The sequence below is a fragment of the Bremerella cremea genome, assembly GCF_003335505.1.
GTDB lineage: Bacteria > Planctomycetota > Planctomycetia > Pirellulales > Pirellulaceae > Bremerella > Bremerella cremea_A.
The window spans coordinates 69799-90632 of the sequence record NZ_QPEX01000034.1 but is presented as its reverse complement, the minus strand read 5'-3'; the positions used below and the strand labels follow the sequence as shown (position 1 = coordinate 90632).

Annotated in this window: 19 protein-coding genes; 10 read left to right on the top strand and 9 right to left on the bottom strand. The window is 53.1% G+C overall.

All coding sequences use genetic code 11. The annotated features are described in order from the left end of the window. Positions 1-97 precede the first annotated feature (97 nt). The gene (locus DTL42_RS17260; protein ID WP_114370237.1) at positions 98-1216 is read right to left on the bottom strand and encodes a hypothetical protein; all 1119 of its coding nucleotides are present in this window, start codon (positions 1214-1216) and stop codon (positions 98-100) included. A gap of 46 nt (positions 1217-1262) precedes the next feature. Beyond that, positions 1263-1460 (bottom strand): hypothetical protein, encoded by a 198-nt coding sequence (locus DTL42_RS17255; protein ID WP_114370235.1) that lies wholly within the window; start codon positions 1458-1460, stop codon positions 1263-1265. A 621-nt stretch (positions 1461-2081) separates the two neighbouring features. Here DTL42_RS17255 and DTL42_RS17245 point away from each other — a divergent pair. The 7 genes from DTL42_RS17245 (at position 2082) to DTL42_RS17210 (ending at position 10494) form a co-directional block, all read left to right on the top strand. Then, on the top strand, positions 2082-2861 hold the full coding sequence (locus DTL42_RS17245; RefSeq protein ID WP_114370230.1) for a hypothetical protein: 780 nt from the start codon (positions 2082-2084) through the stop codon (positions 2859-2861). 942 nt (positions 2862-3803) lie between these two features. After that, complete coding sequence (locus DTL42_RS17235) at positions 3804-4955, top strand: ISAs1 family transposase (RefSeq protein ID WP_114370226.1); 1152 nt, start codon at positions 3804-3806, stop codon at positions 4953-4955. Positions 4956-5027: 72 nt separating this feature from the next. Continuing rightward, a complete protein-coding gene (locus tag DTL42_RS17230) occupies positions 5028-5867 on the top strand; it encodes a hypothetical protein (protein WP_147274321.1) in 840 nt (279 codons plus the stop codon). Between the two features lie 53 nt (positions 5868-5920). Then, positions 5921-7945 carry an RHS repeat-associated core domain-containing protein gene (locus DTL42_RS17225; protein WP_114370221.1) on the top strand — a complete coding sequence of 675 codons (2025 nt, stop codon included), beginning with the start codon at positions 5921-5923 and terminating at the stop codon, positions 7943-7945. Continuing rightward, on the top strand, positions 7911-8576 hold the full coding sequence (locus DTL42_RS17220) for a hypothetical protein (RefSeq protein WP_114370219.1): 666 nt from the start codon (positions 7911-7913) through the stop codon (positions 8574-8576). Before DTL42_RS17225 ends, DTL42_RS17220 begins: the two co-directional genes overlap by 35 nt. A 207-nt stretch (positions 8577-8783) precedes the next feature. After that, positions 8784-8951: a hypothetical protein gene (locus DTL42_RS26350; RefSeq protein WP_158545436.1), complete on the top strand. Its 168-nt coding sequence runs from the start codon at positions 8784-8786 to the stop codon at positions 8949-8951. Between the two features lie 475 nt (positions 8952-9426). Then, positions 9427-10494 carry a hypothetical protein gene (locus DTL42_RS17210; protein WP_114370215.1) on the top strand — a complete coding sequence of 356 codons (1068 nt, stop codon included), beginning with the start codon at positions 9427-9429 and terminating at the stop codon, positions 10492-10494. A gap of 260 nt (positions 10495-10754) precedes the next feature. On the opposite strand, the gene DTL42_RS17205 is transcribed toward DTL42_RS17210, so the two are convergent. From DTL42_RS17205 to DTL42_RS17195, 3 genes are all read right to left on the bottom strand, one after another. Next, complete coding sequence (locus DTL42_RS17205; protein ID WP_114370213.1) at positions 10755-11426, bottom strand: hypothetical protein; 672 nt, start codon at positions 11424-11426, stop codon at positions 10755-10757. A gap of 149 nt (positions 11427-11575) precedes the next feature. After that, positions 11576-11956, bottom strand: a complete 381-nt coding sequence (locus DTL42_RS17200; protein ID WP_114370210.1) for a hypothetical protein — start codon at positions 11954-11956, stop codon at positions 11576-11578. A 36-nt stretch (positions 11957-11992) separates the two neighbouring features. Next, positions 11993-12241, bottom strand: a complete 249-nt coding sequence (locus DTL42_RS17195) for a hypothetical protein (protein ID WP_114370208.1) — start codon at positions 12239-12241, stop codon at positions 11993-11995. A 329-nt stretch (positions 12242-12570) separates the two neighbouring features. On the opposite strand from DTL42_RS17195, the gene DTL42_RS17190 reads away from it, so the two are divergent. From DTL42_RS17190 to DTL42_RS17180, 3 genes are read left to right on the top strand one after another with little or no spacing between them, the layout of a single operon-like run. Then, positions 12571-12909 carry a hypothetical protein gene (locus tag DTL42_RS17190; protein WP_147274320.1) on the top strand — a complete coding sequence of 113 codons (339 nt, stop codon included), beginning with the start codon at positions 12571-12573 and terminating at the stop codon, positions 12907-12909. Then, on the top strand, positions 12906-13508 hold the full coding sequence (locus DTL42_RS17185) for a hypothetical protein (protein WP_114370204.1): 603 nt from the start codon (positions 12906-12908) through the stop codon (positions 13506-13508). The genes DTL42_RS17190 and DTL42_RS17185 overlap by 4 nt, the downstream gene beginning before the upstream one ends. Before the next feature lie 14 nt (positions 13509-13522). After that, a complete protein-coding gene (locus DTL42_RS17180) occupies positions 13523-13666 on the top strand; it encodes a transposase (protein ID WP_114370202.1) in 144 nt (47 codons plus the stop codon). A 416-nt stretch (positions 13667-14082) separates the two neighbouring features. Here the strand turns inward: DTL42_RS17180 and DTL42_RS17175 are convergent, their stop codons facing one another. From DTL42_RS17175 to DTL42_RS17160, 4 genes are all read right to left on the bottom strand, one after another. Continuing rightward, positions 14083-14589 carry a DUF6933 domain-containing protein gene (locus DTL42_RS17175; protein ID WP_114370200.1) on the bottom strand — a complete coding sequence of 169 codons (507 nt, stop codon included), beginning with the start codon at positions 14587-14589 and terminating at the stop codon, positions 14083-14085. A 273-nt stretch (positions 14590-14862) separates the two neighbouring features. Continuing rightward, on the bottom strand, positions 14863-15306 hold the full coding sequence (locus DTL42_RS17170; protein ID WP_114370198.1) for a hypothetical protein: 444 nt from the start codon (positions 15304-15306) through the stop codon (positions 14863-14865). Positions 15307-15881: 575 nt separating this feature from the next. Continuing rightward, positions 15882-16943, bottom strand: a complete 1062-nt coding sequence (locus tag DTL42_RS17165; protein ID WP_114370196.1) for a ribonucleotide-diphosphate reductase subunit beta — start codon at positions 16941-16943, stop codon at positions 15882-15884. Positions 16944-17077: 134 nt separating this feature from the next. Continuing rightward, complete coding sequence (locus tag DTL42_RS17160; protein ID WP_114370194.1) at positions 17078-20002, bottom strand: ribonucleoside-diphosphate reductase subunit alpha; 2925 nt, start codon at positions 20000-20002, stop codon at positions 17078-17080. Positions 20003-20834 lie beyond the last annotated feature (832 nt).

The window sequence follows — 20834 nt, the reverse complement described above, 5'->3', positions numbered from 1 at the left end:
AATAGGCTACGTCTCGACGCCCCATAATTTGCTCAAGCACTTATCCATTATCATCGCGTGGCAAAGCAACCACCGATCTTCCGGCAATCAGACAAGCTTAGTTCAGGGGACGGCCAGCTTTGTCGAAGTTGTCCTGCAGGTTGCCCGAGAGGATTCCGCGAACATCCCCTTCGTCATCAAATTGCCATACTCGAATGGAAGCGAATCGCACTTCGGCCTTTTGCCATTGGGCCGGTCCTGCCCAACTGGGTAGCCAGACTCCCAAGTTCAATTGGGCTGCCATGGCAGGCACCCATTTGTCGTTACGGGCGATCAATTTTCCGTCGATCCAATGGATCGCTTCGGTTCCTTCGTACAGGGCATACCGATCTTTCCCCAGACGCTTAAGCGGATTGCCAAGGTACGTTTCAAAGGGAACCGATTTGTCCTGGACCCACCAAAAACCATCAGCGGCAACGACTTGTTCATCCTTAATCTCAGGTAGTTCTCGCAGGTGCGTCCGCCACTGGGTGACGAGCGTATGATACTTGCCGTCTAAGACCGAGGAAACGTCGAACAACCGACTGTCGTGACGGTTTTGCAGGAACGTGTTGTACATCGCTTTATCAAATTTCCCCTCTTTGCCGAATTCAGGGAAGTCGATTTCCGACCAGTATTCGTTCGCGGCGATCCCATAGGCAGGCATGTGGGGATTGTAGAGGGGGACCTCCGGATCAAACTCATCCTTCGAGCGGCCTTCAACGAAACGATAACCGAAGGTCCATACGGCCGGAATGCAGCCAGCAGGGCGTAATGGATCGTGCGGCCCCCCTGCGTAAGCTTCTGACGAGCCAATCTTCATCCGCACTTCAAACCGGCCCGAAGCAAAGTGCGCCTGGCTGACCACCAAACTGCCGACCCGATCCGCATTCCCTTCAAAGCCCACAATCGGCCCTGTGTATTGATCACCACGGGCGACACAGACGAGGACATTCTTCTCCTCTTGGTCGACTTTGTCCGGAAGAATTTGGACGTTCTCTGGTACCACGCCATGGTTACCGTCTCCCCATTTCTTCCGGGGAACGTACCAACGCTCTGGCTCGATGCGTCCGCTCGACCAGTCCTCCTCCAAAACTAACCGGGCCGACTCAGGCAACGGCGGAACCGGATCGTCGGCGAATAAGGGGACGACGAAATTCAGTAAGAGAATCGAAGCAAAGAGTTGGCGAATCAGCATGAGGCGGTCTAACTGGTGAATGGTGAGCAATGTCCTTCAGACGAGTTTAACAAAAGGCCGCGCCGAGGGATAATTCTGTAATCATTTTACCGTTGCTTCCATGCTCGTCTGGCAGGACAATCATTTTGATCTCCTGCGAGTTGATCCGTTCCTCCATCAAAACATTTCCGTTCCAGTCGGTGGGCATCAAACTCGCCAATGCCAAAAGAAGGGCTACCACCACAGCGGCAACCACCAACATCATGGATGCCTGCGTTCGGAATCCAACCTAGCAACACGCCGGTTTGCCACGAATCGAGGGCTTCCGTTGGTCACCCTTGTTGGATTGATGCCGCCGACCTCGATAAGATCGAATGGGTAGCATAACCATGTTCAACAATCGCCAGGCAACGCTTCCTTTATGCTCCCTTCTCCTCGGAGAATTCTAGCAGCCCCATGAAAAAGCCGGATGGACCAAAAAAAATAGGTATGACCCTGAATTCTTTGTTTGTACGGCGGGATTAGGGCTTTGTGGTCTGGCGTTCAATCGCCAGCTTTGCACGCCTGATGAATTGCAATTAAACAGCCCTTTTTTGTCGCTTGGCTTATTTTTTTAGACTAACTTGGATCGAGCGGGTGGCACTGGCCAATGAAACCTCTCTGTGTGCCACGGTGCCTCTGGCCCGTGCCTTTGTTGCACCAGCTACACCGACTACCAGCACGGCCATCGTAACCGCCTGGCCAGCGTGCCAACTCCGCATATGCATGTTCATGGTCCGCCAAAAGACATGCCGGAGCGCGAAGACAAGCACACCGCGCTGATGCATCTGACTTGGCCGGCGATTTTATGAAGAATTGTTTCAGATTTTAAGAGGTTAGCTGCGAGATGCTTGATAAGTTCAAACTGTTTATTCAGTTCCGACTCACGCATTTGATCGCGGGCTTCACGCTTCTTTGTTTCGTCTTTGCGTTTATTTCGTGGCAGTGTCAAACAGCTCGCTATTTCTGGAAGCGCGAGCAAGCCGCGTTAAGCGAACTTCCGTCACCTGAACATGGGTACATCGTCACGCGTGACTTGCCCGTGTACTATCCTCTTCTTCGGCCATGGTGTCGTGCAGAGTATTTCGATCGGGTTTCCGAATTCTCTTTGGAATACGAGTATGATTCTATAGATGCCGAGGAGCAAATGGCAGCGCTTACTATGCTGACGCGACTACGTAGCTTGAAGTTTGTGGAACCCATCGCAAGTGATGATAACGTGCGACGGTTGGCATCTCTACAGCATCTGGAAAGTTTGGATCTGTCAGGGTGCGAAATCTCCGCCAATTCGCTAGGATTTGTTTCCCAGCTTCCATCGCTGAAGAAAGTGGATGTGTCCTATACAAACGTTGGCGACAAAGGTGTTAGGCAACTTATTACGTTCTCTCCTCGGCTGGAAGAATTAAGAATCGGCGATGTTCAACTTTCTGAGGAAACGGTCGTTGCGATTTCCAAGATGGAAAACCTTGTTGAACTTGATCTCTCCGGGACCAGCACTCCCGTCAAAACGCTGGAGCATTTGGGCAAATCGGCTAGTCTGAGGCGACTCTATATTTATCGCACCCCCCTCAGTGAACACGACCTCTCAAATTTAGCCACGAAGCTAAACTTTGCCATCACGTATTAACTCACAGGTCATTGCATATATCGACTTCCTCTGAACGTGGTCGGAGTTCAATGCACGGCCAGCACGGGCGGGTGGCACTGGCCAATGAAACCTCTCTGTGTGCCACGGTGCCTCTGGCCCGTTCCTTTGATGCACCAGTCCCGTAGGGTCCGTCTTGCACGCACCAGAATTTGCTCAAGCGATTATCCATAATCACCGCGTGGCAACGCAACAGCCCGCCACCTATCTGCCTTCCCACGCAAGAGCCAACCGATGGTCAATTGACAGGTCTTGGTGCATCGAGACGCACCGAATGGAACTAGCTCAATCAAGTAGAACGCTTCTTCGCGGAAATCACTAATCAGCGCATCCACCGCAGAGCATTTCGCAGCGTCGCCGCGTTGCGCTGGGGAATCATGGACTATATCGACGAGCGAAACCACGATCCCAATCCTTCCGTCTGGCGCCCCGACGCCCTTATGGTCCTGAACCGCGTCACAGGAGTTTGCAAGCGCATTAACAATCAGGACAGTAACGCAATTTTACTACTTGCTTAATGCATGACCCCCAAATATCCTAGTCACATCGGGTTACTTAACCACAGCCGCAATAACCCCCACCCGTACTGCTATTCGACTGTTTTCGGCAAGATACCTACCCTTGTTTGGAGGTAAGACGCAGACAGTGAGAAAAAGTCGCTCGAAAAACGAATAGTCATTACTCCGCATACTCCCGTTTCAATAACCACTTGGTCTCTCTATTCACAAGATACGATCTTGACTACTGCATCTATTTCAAATCCTAGATACCGTGGACTTGATTTGCTTCGTGCAGTCATGATGCTTCTGGGGATAGTCACACGGCCGGCGCGCACTTTGGGCAAACTGGGCTAGCGCGGCAGTTCTCTTTTTGGCATGAGAGGCGTTTTCCTTTTGTCATGGAACCTGGATCGGGAAACGCGCGATGAAGATGGAGCTTGGATCGGATGATGTGGTTTCGATTCTCGATTACTTTGCTGATCTCGAAGACCCGCGTAGTTCGATCAATCGCAAGCATTTGCTGGGGGACTTGATTGTCATCTGCATCATGGCGGTCATTGCCGGGGCGGACGGGCCGCGATCGATTGGCATGTGGGCAGCGTCGAACGTGGAATGGCTCAAGCGGTACCTGGCCTTGCCTGGCGGTGCTCCATCGCACGACACGATCGGCCGGTTGCTGGCGACGTTAAAACCAAATTATTTCCAACAATGTTTTCAGAAGTGGATTGAGAGTTTGCGAGAAGATGCGTCCGTCGAAGAAGATTGTCCTGGGATCATCGCCATCGACGGCAAAACGGTGCGGCGTTCGCATGATTCCAAGAAAGGACTCGGGGCGATGCACTTGGTGAGTGCCTGGGCGGTACGGGGCGGGATCAGCGTGGGACAGTTGGCGACCGAAGAGAAGTCGAACGAAATCACGGCAATTCCCGAGCTTTTAGAGCAAATCAACGTACAAAAGTCGATCGTCACGATCGACGCGGCAGGCTGCCAGAAGGAGATTGCCGCGTCGATTATGGACGGCGGCGGAGACTACGTGCTGGCCCTGAAAGGGAACCAAGGCACGCTGCACGCGTATGTTCGCGACTATATCGTGCAGCACATGGAAAACGATTTCGCCGACGTCACGGCGCGCAAGTTCGAGGAGAATTTAAAGGGACACGGGCGTACCGAAACGCTCGTCTATTATCAGCTGAGCCTGCCCAAAGACCTGCCAGGCAAGGCGAAGTGGAAGGGCCTGCGAACGATCGGCGTGGCGATTCGGATGAGTGAAGAGAAGGGTAAGCACACCAGCGATGTCCGCTACTACATCAGTTCGCTGCGGCTGGGGGTGAAGCAGTTTGCGGAAGCGGTTCGCAAACATTGGTCCATTGAAAACACCTTGCACTGGTGCCTCGACATGACCTTCCGCGAAGACGACAGCCGCGTGCGAAATCGCCTGGCGACGGATAACCTGGCCTGGCTAAAACGCTTCGCCATCACCCTACTCAAACAGCAACCGAGCAAGGAAAGCATCGCCATGCGCCGCCGCATGGCCGGCTGGAACGCGGACTTCCTGGCCGAAATCATTGGTGTGTAAAGGAGTTAGTGTGCGTTAGCCGTGGGGATGCGCGTTGTGCTGATCATGTAACGTGAAATGGAGATGATGGTCATGAGTCGATCTAGATACATTGTTAGTGTTGGGTTGTTCTCAATCTGCGCACTGCATTCCTTGTGCGGCAATGCATTTCCTCAGGACAACACCCTCGTGGTACCTGAAAAAATCTTTTTTTCAGGGTCGCTAAAGGATATAGATGACGTTCGTAAATCCAAAGAAATTATTCTGCTTCCAAGTGCAGAAGATGAAGTGGCCTATGACTGCGTGACTATTTTGCCACCGGATGCAACTGAGTCAGATATTGCTATGCTTCGGAAAGCAAAGTCACTGGAGGTGCTTGAGACCCGAGATATCAATTTGACCGTCGCGCAGCTTAGGCAACTTAAAACATTGCCAAAACTTAAGACACTCCGATTCCAGTGCTTAGTCAATGCTAGCGAGAAACTGAAGGTGATCGCTGAATTCCCTGCCTTGGAGAATCTCGAGGTGTCAGAGAGCGATGCGGACGACAGCATTGCGAGTAGCATAGCAAAAATGAAGAAACTAAAGACATTAGACTTGGACGGATGCCTTGTTACGTCTTATGTGTTTGCCGAACACATGCCCCCAAGTACCGTTGAAACTATTTCAATTGCGAGCAGCCGAATTAATAGTCACGTGTTTATCCATTCAAGGTTCCCTGCTAATCTCAAGATCCTGAAGATCTATGGGAGTGTGGCCGACAGAACAGTTCCAGACTTCGGTAAGCTAAAGAACTTGCGTGAACTAGACACTGGAGGAATGTTTTCTCACAGCGATCTCGAAGAGATTCGCAATCAGATTCCAGAGGTTATGGTAAACAACATTCGGAAAGGAGATTTGCTGGACGATCAAGATATGGTGAAGAGGCAGTGACAGGGCAAGGCGGAAAGAGAAGACCCCCGGGAAGGAAAAGGGGACGGGGGTCATTGTTTTCAGGCACGTACGATACCCTCGGCCGCCGCACCGGCCTGGCCGCGGAGATCGACGGCACGGACGATCTCATCAATAACTACGCCTACGACTATCTCAATCGCATGACCCAGGTCACCCAAGGTTCGCAAGCAGGCGGCAACGTGGTCGCCGAGAAACGGGCCAGCTTCAGCTACGACGCGGAAGACAAGGGCCAGTTTACCTCCATCAGCCGCTACGCCGACCTGGCCGGGACCGAACTGGTCGCCACCAGCACCTACGGCTACGACGCGGCCGATCGGATCACCAGCCTGACCCATGCCGATTCCAGCAGCAGCACGCTGGCCGGTTACACCTGGGGCTACGACGAGGGGAACCGCCTGACCGATTTCACGGTTGCCGGTTACTCTGCCGAAGACGCCACCTACACCTACGACGACACCGACCAGCTAACCGGCGCCGATCGCAGCGGTACCACCTCCGACGAGTCGTATACCTACGACGAAAACGGCAACCGCACCGGCGGCAGTTACTCAACCGGCGACAACAACCAAATCCTCTCCGACGGCACGTACAACTACACCTACGACGACGAAGGAAACCTGGTCCAGCGGACCAGCATCGCCGATAGCAGCTATACGGTTTACGAGTACGATTATCGCAACCGCCTGGTCAGCGTGACCGATTTCAATGCTTCCGAAGTCAAGCAGCAGAAGGTGGCTTATGCCTACGATATCTTCAACCGGCTGATCGGGCGGGAACTTGATAGCAACGGGGATGGAACCGTCGACCAGTCGGGCACGTTTATCTACGACGGCAACCAGATCATTCTTCAGCTCGACGACAACGGCGACGTCGACCATCGGCTGCTGTGGGGGGCGAACGTCGATCAGCTTCTGGCCGACGAGAACGCCTCGGGCGATGTCTATTGGGCCCTGACCGATCACCTGAACACGATCCGCGATTGGGCCGAGTACGACGACCTGACCGACACGATCGGCGTCGCCAACCACATCGCCTACGACGCCTTCGGCAACGTGCAAAGCGAATCCAACGCCTCGCTCGATACGGCCAACTTCGGCTTCACCGCCCGCTACTTCGACGAAGCGACCGGCCTGCAATACAACACCCACCGCTGGTACAACGCCCAGCTAGGCAGGTGGATGAGCCAGGACCCGATTGGGTTCGAGGCGGGGGATGAGAATCTATATCGGTATGTGGGGAATGGGCCCACGAGCAAGATAGACCCGAATGGACTTGCTCCACTTGACTATCGTCAGCTGACTAAGTCTAGGCAAAATGATGTAGAGATGGCCAAGTGGGCGGAAGAAATTGCTGCGGAAATGGAAGCAGCGAATTGGAAGCCTAACAATCCAGGCGATCCAGGTGCATACGGTAAAGAGTTTGAAAGCAGGCTTTTTGCAAAAGCAAACGGACAGACAAGCAAGAGTGGCGGAAAATACTATACGGACGTGGTTGTGAAGAATGGAAAAGTTGAGAGCATTGGAACAGGTGCTGGTTCAGCGAAAAGCACTCAGCTAGACATTATTGTCTATGATGGCGAATTGGCACCTGGTGACAAATTCGATAAATCAAAAGTTCATAGCGTCTATGATGCAAAAGTCGGCCAAGTGAAACAAACTGGCAACGCGCAACTTATTCGTCAGAAAAAAGTCACTGGAAAGAAACCTGCAATTATTAAGCCATCCAAGGGCTACACTGCGGCCAAGGGATGGCACAAAGTTGACGATATTGCCACAAAACTTAAGAAGCTCGGAATCACCGCTGGAGCAGTTGGTGGCGTGATAACGGTTATGACAACAGTAGCCACAGCAGAGGACCAGGAAAGAATGAGAAACTTGATCGTCGAACGAGAAAAAGCTGGCAATGATCCGACAAAAATTCAGGTTTGGATTCATCTTGATCTTCGCCCCTGGCTCGAAGACTTAACTGGCAATGGTGCTGTCGCTCGAGGTGTGGCGCTTACGGTGCAGAAACAGATCTTAGATGAAATCAGTGATCCCGATCCCTGTCCTGAGTAGTGTTTTCCGCGCAAAAGTTAACGAAAGCTCGGGTTATTCTTGCACGGCGCGTGAGAAGAACTGCGAGTCCCAAGCCTTGTGGAGTATCAATCTAGAAATGGCAGTAAGCACTGAACTTTGGCTTACCGGTACGGTAGAGGATGAGAAGCTGATAGAAGCGATAAAGCTCGCACCCCTTCAATCGCGAATGCGAGAGATTTCTGAGGTATTCATCGTTTCACTAGACGCGGAGGACGAAGGCGAATGCGTAGGAGAAAATGTAGTTGTTCACGATTCCTGTCTACTTCCGTTCTACATCCCAGGCCGAACGATACTGGCGTTTGACGATGAGGCGGGAATCGTAGGCCGGATGATCTCAATTGAAAACATCGATGTTCCGGCGAATATTCGCGGGGACTTGACGTTAGACAGTTTTTTTTTGAAAATCGGGCCTAGTCGCTTAACAAGAGTAGAGAACGATCATGTGACGTATTGGCCGTTCAATATTGGCTATTGCTTCTGGGGACGGTCCACACCGACTGATGCATTTATCTTTGAAGAATCGCTTGAGAATTCTGCTGGATTTAAATCACTGCGTTATGAAATTGAGACGCTATTTGGACCAATGGAGCTTGATTTTTTGTACGGGTAGCTGGAGTGGCACCTAACGCCAGTAACGATTTTCCCTCAGTCTAAACAGCTTCGCGTACTTGATTGGCAACTTCGCCGCATCCGTCCGGCCAACCGCATCTCCCCACCCATGCTACCCTGAATCCATCAACAAACGTTTCATGGTTGCGGAGAAGAAAAGGTGTCAGGACTCTTTTTTCCTCCGCTCGGCCCGTGACATACCACTCAAATGGGTAGAACAATGCGGGCCGACTTCAGCTACGATGCGGAAGATGCGTACCAGTTTACCTCCATCAGCCGCTACGCCGACCTGGCCGGGACCGAACTGGTCGCCACCAGCACCTACGGCTACGACGCGGCCGATCGCCTGACCAGCCCTGGTGCTTTTGGCAAATGAGGTTCGCAGGGACGCGCCGGGAAAAGCATGGGAAGAGCTACTAGAATGGGTACGAGAAAACCAAGACGAAGCAAAAACACGCGCAGACGAATATGTTAAATACGTTAATACACTTGTTACACAGGAAAATCAAAACTGGGACATTGAAGCTGAGTGGCGCGTCGGACAAGATAAGAATGGAAATGACATTCAGGAATTCTGGACAATTGTGAAATCTCTAAAGAAGGAGCAGGCTCCATTAAGTCCTGCGGAATGGGAGATATCCGTGGGGTACCAGCCATTTGAATTGACGTCTCCTCCTCCGGAAAGTTCTCCGTAAAACAATTTTCTGAGATATGCTGACTTTCAAATTGGTTAGGGGCACTCTATGAGAGCACGATTTGTCATATTCTGTTTGTTGTTCACTCATGCGGGGGCAACACTCGCCACTGGTCCCGAATCATCTCATAATGCCGATACGACCCAGGCACCGTCCATGGCAGTCGTTTCAAAGCTGGATGAGTCGTTGCCTGGGTATCGGCCACTTCCGGAGGGGGTGAGTGGTAAGTACGACATCATGTGCTCTCGCCTTACTGAATCTCTTGTCCTTCGATGGGCGTCAGAATTTCAAAAGATTTATCCCGATGCCCAAATAAATCTCACCAAAGTTACGGGCGACAACGGTTTTGACCATGTGCGTTTTGGAAGAATCAGGGATCTGTCGGCGGTATGCTTTGAAGGCTCAGGGCCGGTACCCAAAGTCCTTGGCCAGATAGGACACAATATCGGTTTTACTTGGCCTGTTGTTGTTGGTGTGGATCAACTCGAGATAATCGTTCATCCAAATAATCCGATCGATAGACTTGGTATCCATGAAGTCGCTTGGATCTATTCTACCCAGAGCAGATCTATTCCCGGGATCACATCAGATCAATATGCCGCATTTATCGACCATCCCCAAATTGTTCACTGGAAGGAGTTCGGCACTGAGCGTCTTCCCAAGTTTGAAACTGCTCCAATTAACGTGTACCAGCGAAGAAGCTTTACGGACGACCGAGCATTCCTCCAGAGTCGAACCGTAGGTGATACACCTGGTGGCATAACCGTGATACCGGGCCCAAGGATGCTTTCCCCGCTAGACGACAAGAATATCAACAATGTCAATATTGTTGCTTCGGCTGATGCGATGGTGGAATCGGTGACCAAAGATAAATATGGTATCGGTTTCACGTCTCATAGCATGCTCACCGATGAGATAAGAAGTGTGCCGATCTATGTGGACGATTCAGACGAACCTTGGTGGTTTAGAAGCAGTGGCGAGAAAGATCTCCCCTATGCACCGGAACTACCGCTTTTGAACCGTCCACTCTATTTATGGATTAAACCAAGCAGCAAAGGAAATCGACCAACGCTAGAGGCCGAGTTTGTTAAGTTCATCCTCAGCCGACAAGGACAAGCTGCAATCCTTAAAAAAGGATTCTATCCACTGCCAGCATCTTTTGCCAACGTTCAGCAAGCTGTAGCGATGCGCACGCCAAGCTTTCCTTTTCCGTTTCAAAAATAGGGAGAGCCTAATCCTGGTCTGGCGCACAAGGCGTTAGTTTGGCAAGTTGGGGGAATTTGTATCGAAAAAGCTGTCGCAATTTGGTATTGGCTGCAAGAGACCAATCCAACAGCCCCCAAAGAGCGACAGCCATGGCTGTATCGCATACAAATCCCAACGAAAATACGACGGATCAAAAGCGTAACGCGAATTTGCGAAGAAAAAATCAAAGGCAGGGGAAGAGAAAAAGGTGTCAGGACTGAATGGCACGAGCTTAATCTCTAACTCATGGTAGCCTCCCGAGTTTTGATCGACGTTCGGGCTGACTGCAGGAGCTTGTACGGTTTCGGGCGGCTTTTGATCTGGCGTGGTTCTTTGCGATTAGGGCGATCGCCTACCGTTAACTCAGCGATCGTTCGCAGCACGCATTCCCACTGTTCGCGATAGCGGCCAGAGCGTCGGCGAAGGGAAGCTGCGAACTCCTCGATCGCTTGCAAGGACCCGGTAAAACTTAGCCTGTTCGGACAACGCTGGAATTTGAGTGCCGACGCGATCATGGCCGCGCGGACGATGTTGTAGCCGATCAAGTGGCAATGGATTTCTTGGCGAACCGTAACTGTCCGGCGTAACTGTAACCCCCTTCGTGTTCCATACCGGCCAATGCCACCCGCCCGGGTAATGTAGCCTCGTTCGTCCATGCTCCATGTAACGTTGCCGTATTCGTCTTGATAGACCTTGGTCGTCGCGGCGACGCCTGAGCCGTATTGGCTGGTGGGGATCGCGGGAAGCGTGGTGGTGATCCGCTTCATCCGACGTGCACTGCTATGGTATTCGTAGGCGAAGGAGGTCTCGATCGCCCTGGTGCCATCTTCGTTGCGGTAGACCGTTTCCTTTGTCTTGGGATGAAGGATATTGCTGCCGTAGTTTCCTGGGTTGGCATATTCCCACGACATCTGCAGGATGGGGGTGCCGCTGCTTCCTTTCTGGAGGCTTACCGACTTCTTGTAGCCAAGCGGTCCAAGAGGGCCACTGCTGGAAGAGCTGCCGTAGGTTGGGGCATAATACTCGGTCGTGCGAATGAGATCTTCGCTCGACTTGAGCGTTATCCCAGGTTGGCCAGGGTGTTGATGTAGTTGCTGATCGCCGAAGGTTCGGCCCGCAAGATTTCGTGGCCAGCGCCGTCGAACTGGTAGTATTCGATCCAACGGTCCCCGTCGGAGCTGAGTTCTTTCAGCAGGACCTCGCCGATGAAATTCGTGTAGACTTTCATCTCGCTACCATCCTGCAGCGTTTCGACAGTCTTCATTGCCCAGGGGTTGTAATCGCTCGTATTGCCAGAGGGGGTATCGTCGAAGAGGAACGTCTGGGAGCCTCCATAAACAACCTCTTTGGTAACGCGCCGGTCGCTGTTGTACTCGAAGTAGTTGTCGGCACTATCCCCCAATACGTCATCGTCCGAGATCGGCGGATTGAAGCCGTCCACATCGACATGGTTTGGCTTGAGAGAGCCAAAACCTAATCAGCTTGCCAGGAAAAGGTTAAGCAAAAGACCTCCTAAGAGGAATACGAGCACCACGATCGTAACAAACATGCCGAGGAATCGTCCGACTTCCGTAGCCTTTCGTCCACTTGAATCCATGGTGCCCTCTTCCATCTTGAGCTCGTCCACAGTCCCCATCCACCAAGCAATCGGTGCCAGCGGCAGGAAAATACCCAGCAAACTTAGCAAGCCGAAAACAAGGATTAAAGTACCACGATGAGGATCCATGACGATTGCCTTTTAGCCAAAAGCCCTCAAAACCACTATGGCTTAATTTTAAAGCCACCGGTATTGAAGGTAAATCCAGAATTTCCAGCGTGGTCACTTGCCCGGGACTGGCTGCTTGACTGCCGACGGACCATATCCCCGCTTTCCAAAACACAGGCCAGAGGCACCGTGGCACACCGAGAGGTTTCATTAGGCAGTGTCACCCGCCGAACGTGACGACATGAAACGCCACCTAGCAAAACCGCATCAGACCGCAACTTTCTCTGTCACAGAAACGCCTGATTGCCATTGCCAAAGCATCGCAGATTACCCATCATGGCGCAATCGCCGTGTGTCCCTATCGCATGGTCGGTGATGAACCGAAGCTTAACAAAGAGACATTACTGGAAGAAGGAAATGGGAAAGAGGCGACCGACAAGCAATGGAGACTTGCCAATAGGATGCGGCGATCCGATCCAAACCCGCTGCGTGCTGATTTCACCTATATGTATATAGATCTTATGTTTGCGCGAGATGCATTGCATTCGAAAGACGAAGAAGTCAGGAAAAGGATTGGTGAAGTAGCTGAAATGTTCAAGGGAGTTTGGGGCGGGCAGGGTCCGGCAGATGTGGATTCCGCAGAATTTGTTTACTTTAGCGATCTTGGCGAATGGAGGTTCCCTGAATGAAAATGCCTCGCCTTGTATATGGCGTTAAATCGCTAGTGGCATTCATGGCGTTCTCATGTGTGGCTTTAGCATCGTTGGCATTTCCATCTGAGTGGATTGCACTGTGCTGGACTACGGTTTTGAGTGCGCTAGTGCTGCTGGGCATATGTTTTTCTATTGCCAGTGACGGACTATGTCGCACGTATTGGATGTCTGCTACTTTAGTTATTGTTGCATGCATGCTACTTCCTGATGTCGACTCTGTAACAGCAACCAATCACTCCAAGCCAATAACATTCATTCTATTCGATAACATCTTTACCCTTGTGCATGCCCCCCGTGAAGACAAGGGTGGGCCGGTAGAACACAAGATTGCTAATCCATTCGGTGGCCCGACGATCAACGTCATAACAGGTCAAACCGTCCATGGGGATTCAAGAAGAGAACCTTTTATTGCCATCGGACAAGTCTTGTCTCTAATTGTGATTGCACATGGCTTCGGTGTTCTGGCAATGTTTATTGCTGAAGCACGAACCTCGGAAAGCCTAGAGAGACAGTCGGTCGAGTGCGATAGCCCACGACTTTCGGACAGGGGCCAGGGCCGGGATAATGGTTCCTGAAGGAGGTCCGAACGGTGGACGAACAAGCGAAAAAGAAGCGGCCGACGTGCAGCGATGAGTTCAAAGAGTACGCCGTGCGATTGGTGGTTGTAGAGGGGTACTCGTTTAAGAAAGCCTGTCAGACGGTCGACGTTTGCGAGGCCGCGCTGCGAAGCTGACATGCCAAGCTGGCTCCACCGCCGGAGCCGTGCGGCGACGACGCGACTACCATGCTGTCGACGGGTGGCACTGACCAATGAAACCTCTCTGTGTGCCACGGTGCCTCTGGCCCGTTCCTTTGATGCACCAGTCCCGTAGGGTGCGTCTCGACGCACCAGAACTTGCTCAAGCGATTATACATTATCACCGCGTGGCAACGCAACAGCCCGCCACCTATTTGCGTTCCCACGCAACAGTAAACGCATCGTTAACTGGCAGGGCTTGGTGCGTCGAGACGCACCCTACGGAACTGAAAACATGTGAACACTCCTCAGATGTTACTAGGTAATTTGTTTCTAAAGCGTATACGCTTGGGACAAAGTTCACGTCTTCGCGAGCATGCCATCAACAGGCAACCCTGATTCGTCAAACTAACCTACGACGACTCCGCCAGCAATTCCGCAGAGATTGCCTGGCAGGCTTGCCTGGGGTTTGAGTATTCGATGGCCGACAGGGGTGTGCAATTGAGGCGGTAGGATGTTTCCTGCAGCGAGAGACCGCTTTCCGTCAAATAGACTTTGCCACACATAATATGGTCATTCATCGAGCCTGTCACGGAACGGCTGAACGTCTTCGAGAAAGAGACCGTTGCGGCCGCCGGGGCAACCAGTTTCTGATAGGCCAGGCTCAAGTCGTCTGCTTCCATCACCTCGCGAATCGCGCCGAAAATCGCATCTAAAAACCGGGCGTCATTGGAAATTCCCCGGCCATAAAGGACCGCCGAGTACAGCGTCGGCGTGTTAGTCACCAAGATGTACTGCGTTCGCCCGGCGGTGAAAAGATGCGCCGTCCAATCCGCCAAAGGATTCGCGTCCGCAGGATACGACTTCGTCGGCGAAAGGTGAAGCTTCTTGCCCAGCTTCTGGGTCAAACGAACAATCATTTCAAGCACATTTCAAGTCCCGTAGGGTGCGCCTCGACGCACCAGAATTTGCTCAAGCGATTATCCCTTGTCACCGCGTGGCAACGCAACCGCCCGCCACCTATTTTCGTTCCCACGCAAAGCAAGCCCATCGTCAACTAGCAGGACTTGGTGCGTCGAGACGCACGCTAGGGGGCTTGGCTAAATCTGTGTGCCCCGGGCATCTTGCCCGTGCGAAGTGGGTACCCGGTTAGCAGGACCACCCGGCGTGGCTAATTTCCGGGCAACAACGCTTCAACGATCTAGAACTTCGTCTCCGTATTCTCCCTTTGAAACAACCACAATTGCGTCCTCGCTAGGATAGCTTGTCAAATATTGGTGGCCAGGTGTCACTGCCCTAACGGAACTGTCTATCAACTCAGCAAGGTAATCCCAGCCTTCGCCCGTCCGTGTCCATATGAAAGAATTACTGTGTTCAGGGTTCCGTCGCAAGCCGGGCAGTGTGCAGGGGTTCTTCTTTCCAAACGCTGAACCTACTGATTGAAGTCGTAATTGTATATCACCTGCTATATGCACGAAGGGCTGCTCGTGCAAGTCAATTGAGTTCTCATCTTTGCTTAGCCTTGAAAAACAATCCTGAAGTGCTTGCAATTCCACCTGGCTTGGCCCAAATAACATGATGCGTGGCCCATCGCCCGATTCGTAGTAGGCCAATCGAACTTTTTGAGGATCAATCATTCTGCATTTTCCTGGTGTTCCGTTCCAATTTTAGCGATGGCTATTAGGATTTTAGAGTTGCGTCGGTAGGGGCCAGCCCCAGAGATTTCCGCGTCCGGTTAGCGGATCATTCAGCGGAGCGTATTTACCTGTTTTTATCGTATCAACAACACGGGGGTTCATTTTGGCCGCCGGTTCGTCTGCGCTGGTTGCCAGGTTCACGCCTTCGCAAGCATGCCATCACCAGGCCACCCCTGGGGTACTTCTCCCCATTGTTCGCACGTCTATCAAACAGCACAACCATTTCCACTGCCGCATGCTCACGCGGACGTGAGCATGGCACCCGGCTTGGTGCGTCGAGACGCACGCTAGGGGGCTTGGCTAAATCTGTGTGCCCCGGGCATCTTGCCCGTGCGAAGTGGGTACCCGGTTAGCAGGACCACCCGGGCAAGATGCCCGGGGCACCCGAGCGGTGGATTGAATTTGTACCCATGAAAAAGCCGCACGCACAAAAAAAGACCGTCCGTCCTTTGCAGGACAGACGGCCTTTGTGGTCCGTCACGAGACACAATCCATGACTTGGCAAAAGCTGCCGGTTAGTCCCAGCTGAGACCGCTGGAGCTTTGGTATTCGGTGACGCGGGTTTCGAAGAAGTTCTTTTCTTTGGCCAGGTCCATTGTTTCGCTCATCCAAGGGAACGGGTTGTTCGGTTGGTTGAACTGTTTGGCCAGGCCGATGCGTTCCAGGCGGCGGTCGGCGATGTGGTGGACGTAGTCGCGGAATAGTTCGCGGTTGAGGCCCAGGATGCCGTTGGGTAGGCAGTCGCTGGCGTAGTTGATTTCCAGTTCAACCGCTTCTTTGATCAGGTCGACGATCGATTGCTGGAATTCTTCGGTCCAGACTTCGGGGTTTTCTTCCTTGATGCCGTTGATCAGGTCGATACCGAAGTTCAGGTGAACCGTTTCATCTCGCAAGATGTACTGGAACTGCTCGCCGATGCCGGTCATCAGGTTGCGGCGATGGAACGACAACACCATCACGAAACCGGTATAGAAGAAAATACCTTCCATGATGATGTAGTAACCGATCAGGTTCTTCAGGAACGTTTGAATTCCTTCGTACGAGTCGGTGCGGAAGTCGGGGTCGAGCACTTCGCGGGTCAAGTTCATCTCGAACTCGTCCTTCTGCGTGATCGCCGGGACCTCGTGGTACATGTTGAAGACTTCCCCTTCGTTCAAGCCGAGGCTTTCCACGACGTACAAGAAGGTGTGCGAGTGGATCGCTTCTTCAAAGGCCTGACGTAAGAGGTATTGGCGTGCCTCGGCGTTGGTCACGTGCTTGAAGATCGCCAGAACCAGGTTGTTACCGACCAGGCTTTCGGCCGTCGAGAAGAAACCCAAGTTCCGCATGATGACCTTGCGTTCGTCTTCGGTCAGCTTGTCGCTGCGCCAAGTTTCGATGTCCTTGGTCATCGGAACTTCGGTCGGCATCCAGTGGTTGGCACAACCGTTGAGGTAGTGTTCCCACGCCCAGTGATACTTCAGCGGCATCAACTGGTTGACGTCGACCTGATGGGCATTGATCAGTCGCTTTTCGCTGGCCCGAACACGCTTGGTTCCGGTCAATTCCGTATTAAAGCCAAGGCTTGGAGTAGACATCGTGTTTCTCCGAGAGGAAAAATGGTTCAGGAAAATTGCGTCATGCAATCGCGCCGGCCGTTGGGTCTGGCGGCCGACGCGCTGTGGCTCAGGGGCCTAACCGTGCATGATGGGTCAGGCACAACCGAAGACGCTTATTGGCACGATTCGCAATCGCCGTCCAAGTTGCAGACCTTGGCTTCCGGTTGTTGTTCCGGAAGTTGATCCAAGTCCGCCGGGATGGCTTTCTCGCGATCGACCTTGATGTTGGCCGAGGCACTTTGGTTCTTCATCCAGCGAGGCTGAATCCCGAACCGGTTAACGTCGACCGTCGACTTTTCGACCTGGGTCGCACTCAGCGTTCGCAGGTAGTAGGTTGTCTTCAAACCTTTGTTCCAGGCCAGGAAGTACATCTCGTGCAGCTTCTTGCCACTTGGCTCGGCCATGTACAAGTTGAGCGACTGCCCCATGTCCAACCACTTCTGGCGGCGGGCCGCACATTCGATCAGCCACTGCGGGGCGACTTCAAACGCGGTGAGGTACTTCAGCTTGATGTCGTCAGGGACACGATCGATTTCGAGCAAACCGCCGTCGTAGTACTTCAGCGATTCGATCATGTCGGAATCCCACAAGCCCAGTTCCTTCAGATCGTGCACCAGGCGGCGGTTGATCTGCGGGAACTCGCCGGAAAGGTTGCTCTTCACGAACAGGTTTTTGTAGGCCGGTTCAATCGACTGGGCGACACCAATGATGGTGGAAATGGTCGCCGTCGGAGCGATGGCCATCACGTTGCTGTTACGCATGCCGTGCTGGGCGATCGCGTCACGCACCACTTGCCAATCCATCGTCTGGCTGCGGTCGATATCGATCGCCACGCCACGTTCTTGCTCCAAGATTTCCAGCGAATCGATCGGCAGAATGCCACGATCCCACTTCGAGCCTTGGTAGGTCTCGTAGGTGCCCCGTTCGGCAGCCAGTTGGCTGGAAGCGAGCAGAGCGTAGTACGAAATCGCTTCCATACTCTGGTCGGCAAACACAACCGCCTCTTCGCTGGCATAACCAACGCCCAAGGCATACAGGGCGTCTTGGAAGCCCATCAGGCCCAAGCCCACCGGACGATGCTTGCGGTTCGAGTTGCCTGCTTCGACCGTCGGGTAGTAGTTGATGTCGATCACGTTATCGAGCATACGAACCGCGGTGGTCACCGTTTCTCGCAGCTTCTCGTGGTCGAGCTGACCATCTTTCACGTGGGCGACCATATTGATGCTGCCCAGGTTACAAACGGCCGTTTCATCCTTCGAGGTGTTCAGCAGAATTTCTGTACACAGGTTGCTGCTGTGCACCACGCCGACGTGATCTTGAGGGGAACGAACGTTCGATGGATCTTTCCAGGTGATCCAAGGGTGGCCGGTCTCGAACAAGCGAGTCAGCATCTTCCGCCATAGTTCCACGGCATTGATCCGGCGGAACAAGCGAATCTTGCCTTCGTCGGCTTGCTGCTCGTAGTACTCGTAACGTTCTTGGAACTTCTTGCCGTACAGATCGTGCAGGTCAGGCACTTCGTCTGGGCTGAACAGTGTCCACTGGCCGTTCTCGCGAACTCGCTTCATGAACAAGTCGGGAATCCAGTTGGCCGTGTGCATGTCGTGCGTACGACGGCGATCGTCCCCGGTGTTCTTTCGCAGGTCGAGGAATTCTTCGATGTCCAAGTGCCACGATTCGAGATACGAGCAAACCGCACCCTTACGCTTGCCACCTTGGTTGACGGCGATTGCGGTATCGTTGACCACCTTCAGGAACGGAATCACGCCCTGGCTTTGGCCGTTGGTCCCCTTGATGTGGGCGTTGGTGGCCCGAATGTTCGACCAGTCGTTGCCCAAACCGCCAGCCCACTTGCTGAGCATCGCGTTGTCGCCAACCACCTTGAAGATGTGCTCCAGGTCGTCCATCACCGTGCCGAGGTAGCACGAGCTGAGCTGCGGGTGCAGCGTGCCGGCGTTGAACAGCGTAGGTGTGGCCGAGGTGAAGCGGAAGGTCGACAAAATGTTGTAGAACTCGATCGCCCGTGCTTCTTTGTCGTCTTCGTTCCAGGCCAAGCCCATCGCAACCCGCATCCAGAAGTATTGCGGCGTTTCGATGCGGCGACCTTCAACGTGCAGCAGGTACCGGTCGTAAATCGTTTGCAGACCCAGGTAAGGGAACGCGGCGTCTCGTTCCGGACGCAGGGCAGCGGCGATCTTCGTCAGATCGTACTCACGCAGCTTCTCGGAAAGACGCTTCGCTTCGATCCCGACTTCGATGTAATCTTCAAACTTCCGCTGGCAAACTTCGGACAAGTCGTCGCTGGGGTGAATGTGTCCCAGGGCTTCGTTGTAGATCACCATCAACATCAAGCGGGCAGCGACGGTGTCGTAATCGGGGTCGCGTTCGATCCGGCTGCGGGAAGCCAAGATCATGGCGCGGTAGATTTCCTGCGGCGTGATGCCGTCGTACAACGTGCGGTAGGTCTCTTCGACCAGTTCTTCTGCCGAGCAGTTTTGCTCTAGGCCACGCACGGCCGAGTAAATCCGACGACGCATGCGAGTCGCGTCGAACAGTTGCTTCTCGCCATCTTCCTGCTTCACGAAGATCCGCGGAGCGTCTAGCGCGCCGGTCCCTTCCGCCGCACGCAAAGCACGCAACTTGGCATGCTGCTCGCGATACAGGATGTAACGACGAGCCACTGAGAAGTGACCATGCCGCATCAACTGAATTTCGACGGCGTCCTGAATCGTTTCCACATCCACGCCATCGCGGCTGAACGGGCGATTCTCGATCTGGTTGACCACGTTCGTCGTGATCTCGGAGATCTGCTGCTTCAAAGCCAATTCGATCGGCTGAAGATCGGGGATACCGATTTCGGCGCGGAAAGCTCGCTCGATCGCTTGCTCTACGCGGGCCGGCTCGAAGGAAGTGATCCGGCCATCCCGTTTGCGGACGTCCAAAGATACCTGGGTCGTCACTGTCGTCATGACATCGTCTCCTACAGGTTGCTCGTTGCTGGCCGGTTTCATGCCGGCTGCGCTGTTTTTCGATTCCATTGCCGTCGCCTTACGTTCCGCGAAGAAACAAACCTTGTATGAACCACACCTTGTGGATGACAACGTTTCGAATTTGGCAGCATCAAGCGCAAGCAATCCCGTGCGGTTTTGCTTGGTCGTCCATGACTTGTTCTAGACGAGAACTTGAGACTCCTGACTTCCGATCCCCTCACAAGGAGAGGCATTTGCCACCCACCCAGTTTAACCACCCGGGGTCTTACTGCCTTGAGTGCACCACTACAAGATATTGTATCACTGGATCCCCAAGGCACAATATCCTGGGCCGTCGAAAATGATTTATCGCCAGATGTTGGGGGCGAATTAAGTCATTCTTGACGACGGGAGCCCAATATATCGTGGTAGCAGATAACGTCAACCACATTATCTTCACATGCCGTAAGACGTTGTCAGTCAACAAGTAAGGTCAACATCCGACAACTCTTTCCACACCTGCCTCGCTAGCAATGCATGCCCAAGACCTAGTAAGCAGGCTGCCAACAACGGCCTAAATAGTCACCACAAGTCCCTCAAACTACGACACTTAGCAGAATCGGTCACGTGATAGCACCAGATATTGTGCCTGCGAGACACCAACCGACCCGCCCGCTGAAAAAAAGTGGAAGATTTCATCCAGCCACCCTCTCTAGCTTCACCAGAGCAACACAATATCTTGTGCCAGGGCACCGCCAGCCCCCACCCAACATCTGGGGGCACGCAGGTATAATCTTCCCCCAACAAATTACCTAACCCCACCAACCCGCTAAGCAACAACACAAGTCCCACCAACGCCAGCCCCAACGGGGCGACAGAGAATAGCCCAGGGCGTCAGCCC

Bases quoted from the DNA above. Each gene is read 5' to 3' on its own strand.
- DTL42_RS17260 (WP_114370237.1), bottom strand. From the start codon at position 1,216: ATGCTGATTCGCCAACTCTTTGCTTCGATTCTCTTACTGAATTTCGTC.
- DTL42_RS17255 (WP_114370235.1), bottom strand. From the start codon at position 1,460: ATGATGTTGGTGGTTGCCGCTGTGGTGGTAGCCCTTCTTTTGGCATTG.
- DTL42_RS17245 (WP_114370230.1), top strand. From the start codon at position 2,082: ATGCTTGATAAGTTCAAACTGTTTATTCAGTTCCGACTCACGCATTTG.
- DTL42_RS17235 (WP_114370226.1), top strand. From the start codon at position 3,804: ATGAAGATGGAGCTTGGATCGGATGATGTGGTTTCGATTCTCGATTAC.
- DTL42_RS17230 (WP_147274321.1), top strand. From the start codon at position 5,028: ATGAGTCGATCTAGATACATTGTTAGTGTTGGGTTGTTCTCAATCTGC.
- DTL42_RS17220 (WP_114370219.1), top strand. From the start codon at position 7,911: ATGAAATCAGTGATCCCGATCCCTGTCCTGAGTAGTGTTTTCCGCGCA.
- DTL42_RS26350 (WP_158545436.1), top strand. From the start codon at position 8,784: ATGGGTAGAACAATGCGGGCCGACTTCAGCTACGATGCGGAAGATGCG.
- DTL42_RS17210 (WP_114370215.1), top strand. From the start codon at position 9,427: ATGGCAGTCGTTTCAAAGCTGGATGAGTCGTTGCCTGGGTATCGGCCA.
- DTL42_RS17205 (WP_114370213.1), bottom strand. From the start codon at position 11,426: ATGTCGTGGGAATATGCCAACCCAGGAAACTACGGCAGCAATATCCTT.
- DTL42_RS17195 (WP_114370208.1), bottom strand. From the start codon at position 12,241: ATGGATCCTCATCGTGGTACTTTAATCCTTGTTTTCGGCTTGCTAAGT.
- DTL42_RS17185 (WP_114370204.1), top strand. From the start codon at position 12,906: ATGAAAATGCCTCGCCTTGTATATGGCGTTAAATCGCTAGTGGCATTC.
- DTL42_RS17175 (WP_114370200.1), bottom strand. From the start codon at position 14,589: ATGATTGTTCGTTTGACCCAGAAGCTGGGCAAGAAGCTTCACCTTTCG.
- DTL42_RS17170 (WP_114370198.1), bottom strand. From the start codon at position 15,306: ATGATTGATCCTCAAAAAGTTCGATTGGCCTACTACGAATCGGGCGAT.
- DTL42_RS17165 (WP_114370196.1), bottom strand. From the start codon at position 16,943: ATGTCTACTCCAAGCCTTGGCTTTAATACGGAATTGACCGGAACCAAG.
- DTL42_RS17160 (WP_114370194.1), bottom strand. From the start codon at position 20,002: ATGGAATCGAAAAACAGCGCAGCCGGCATGAAACCGGCCAGCAACGAG.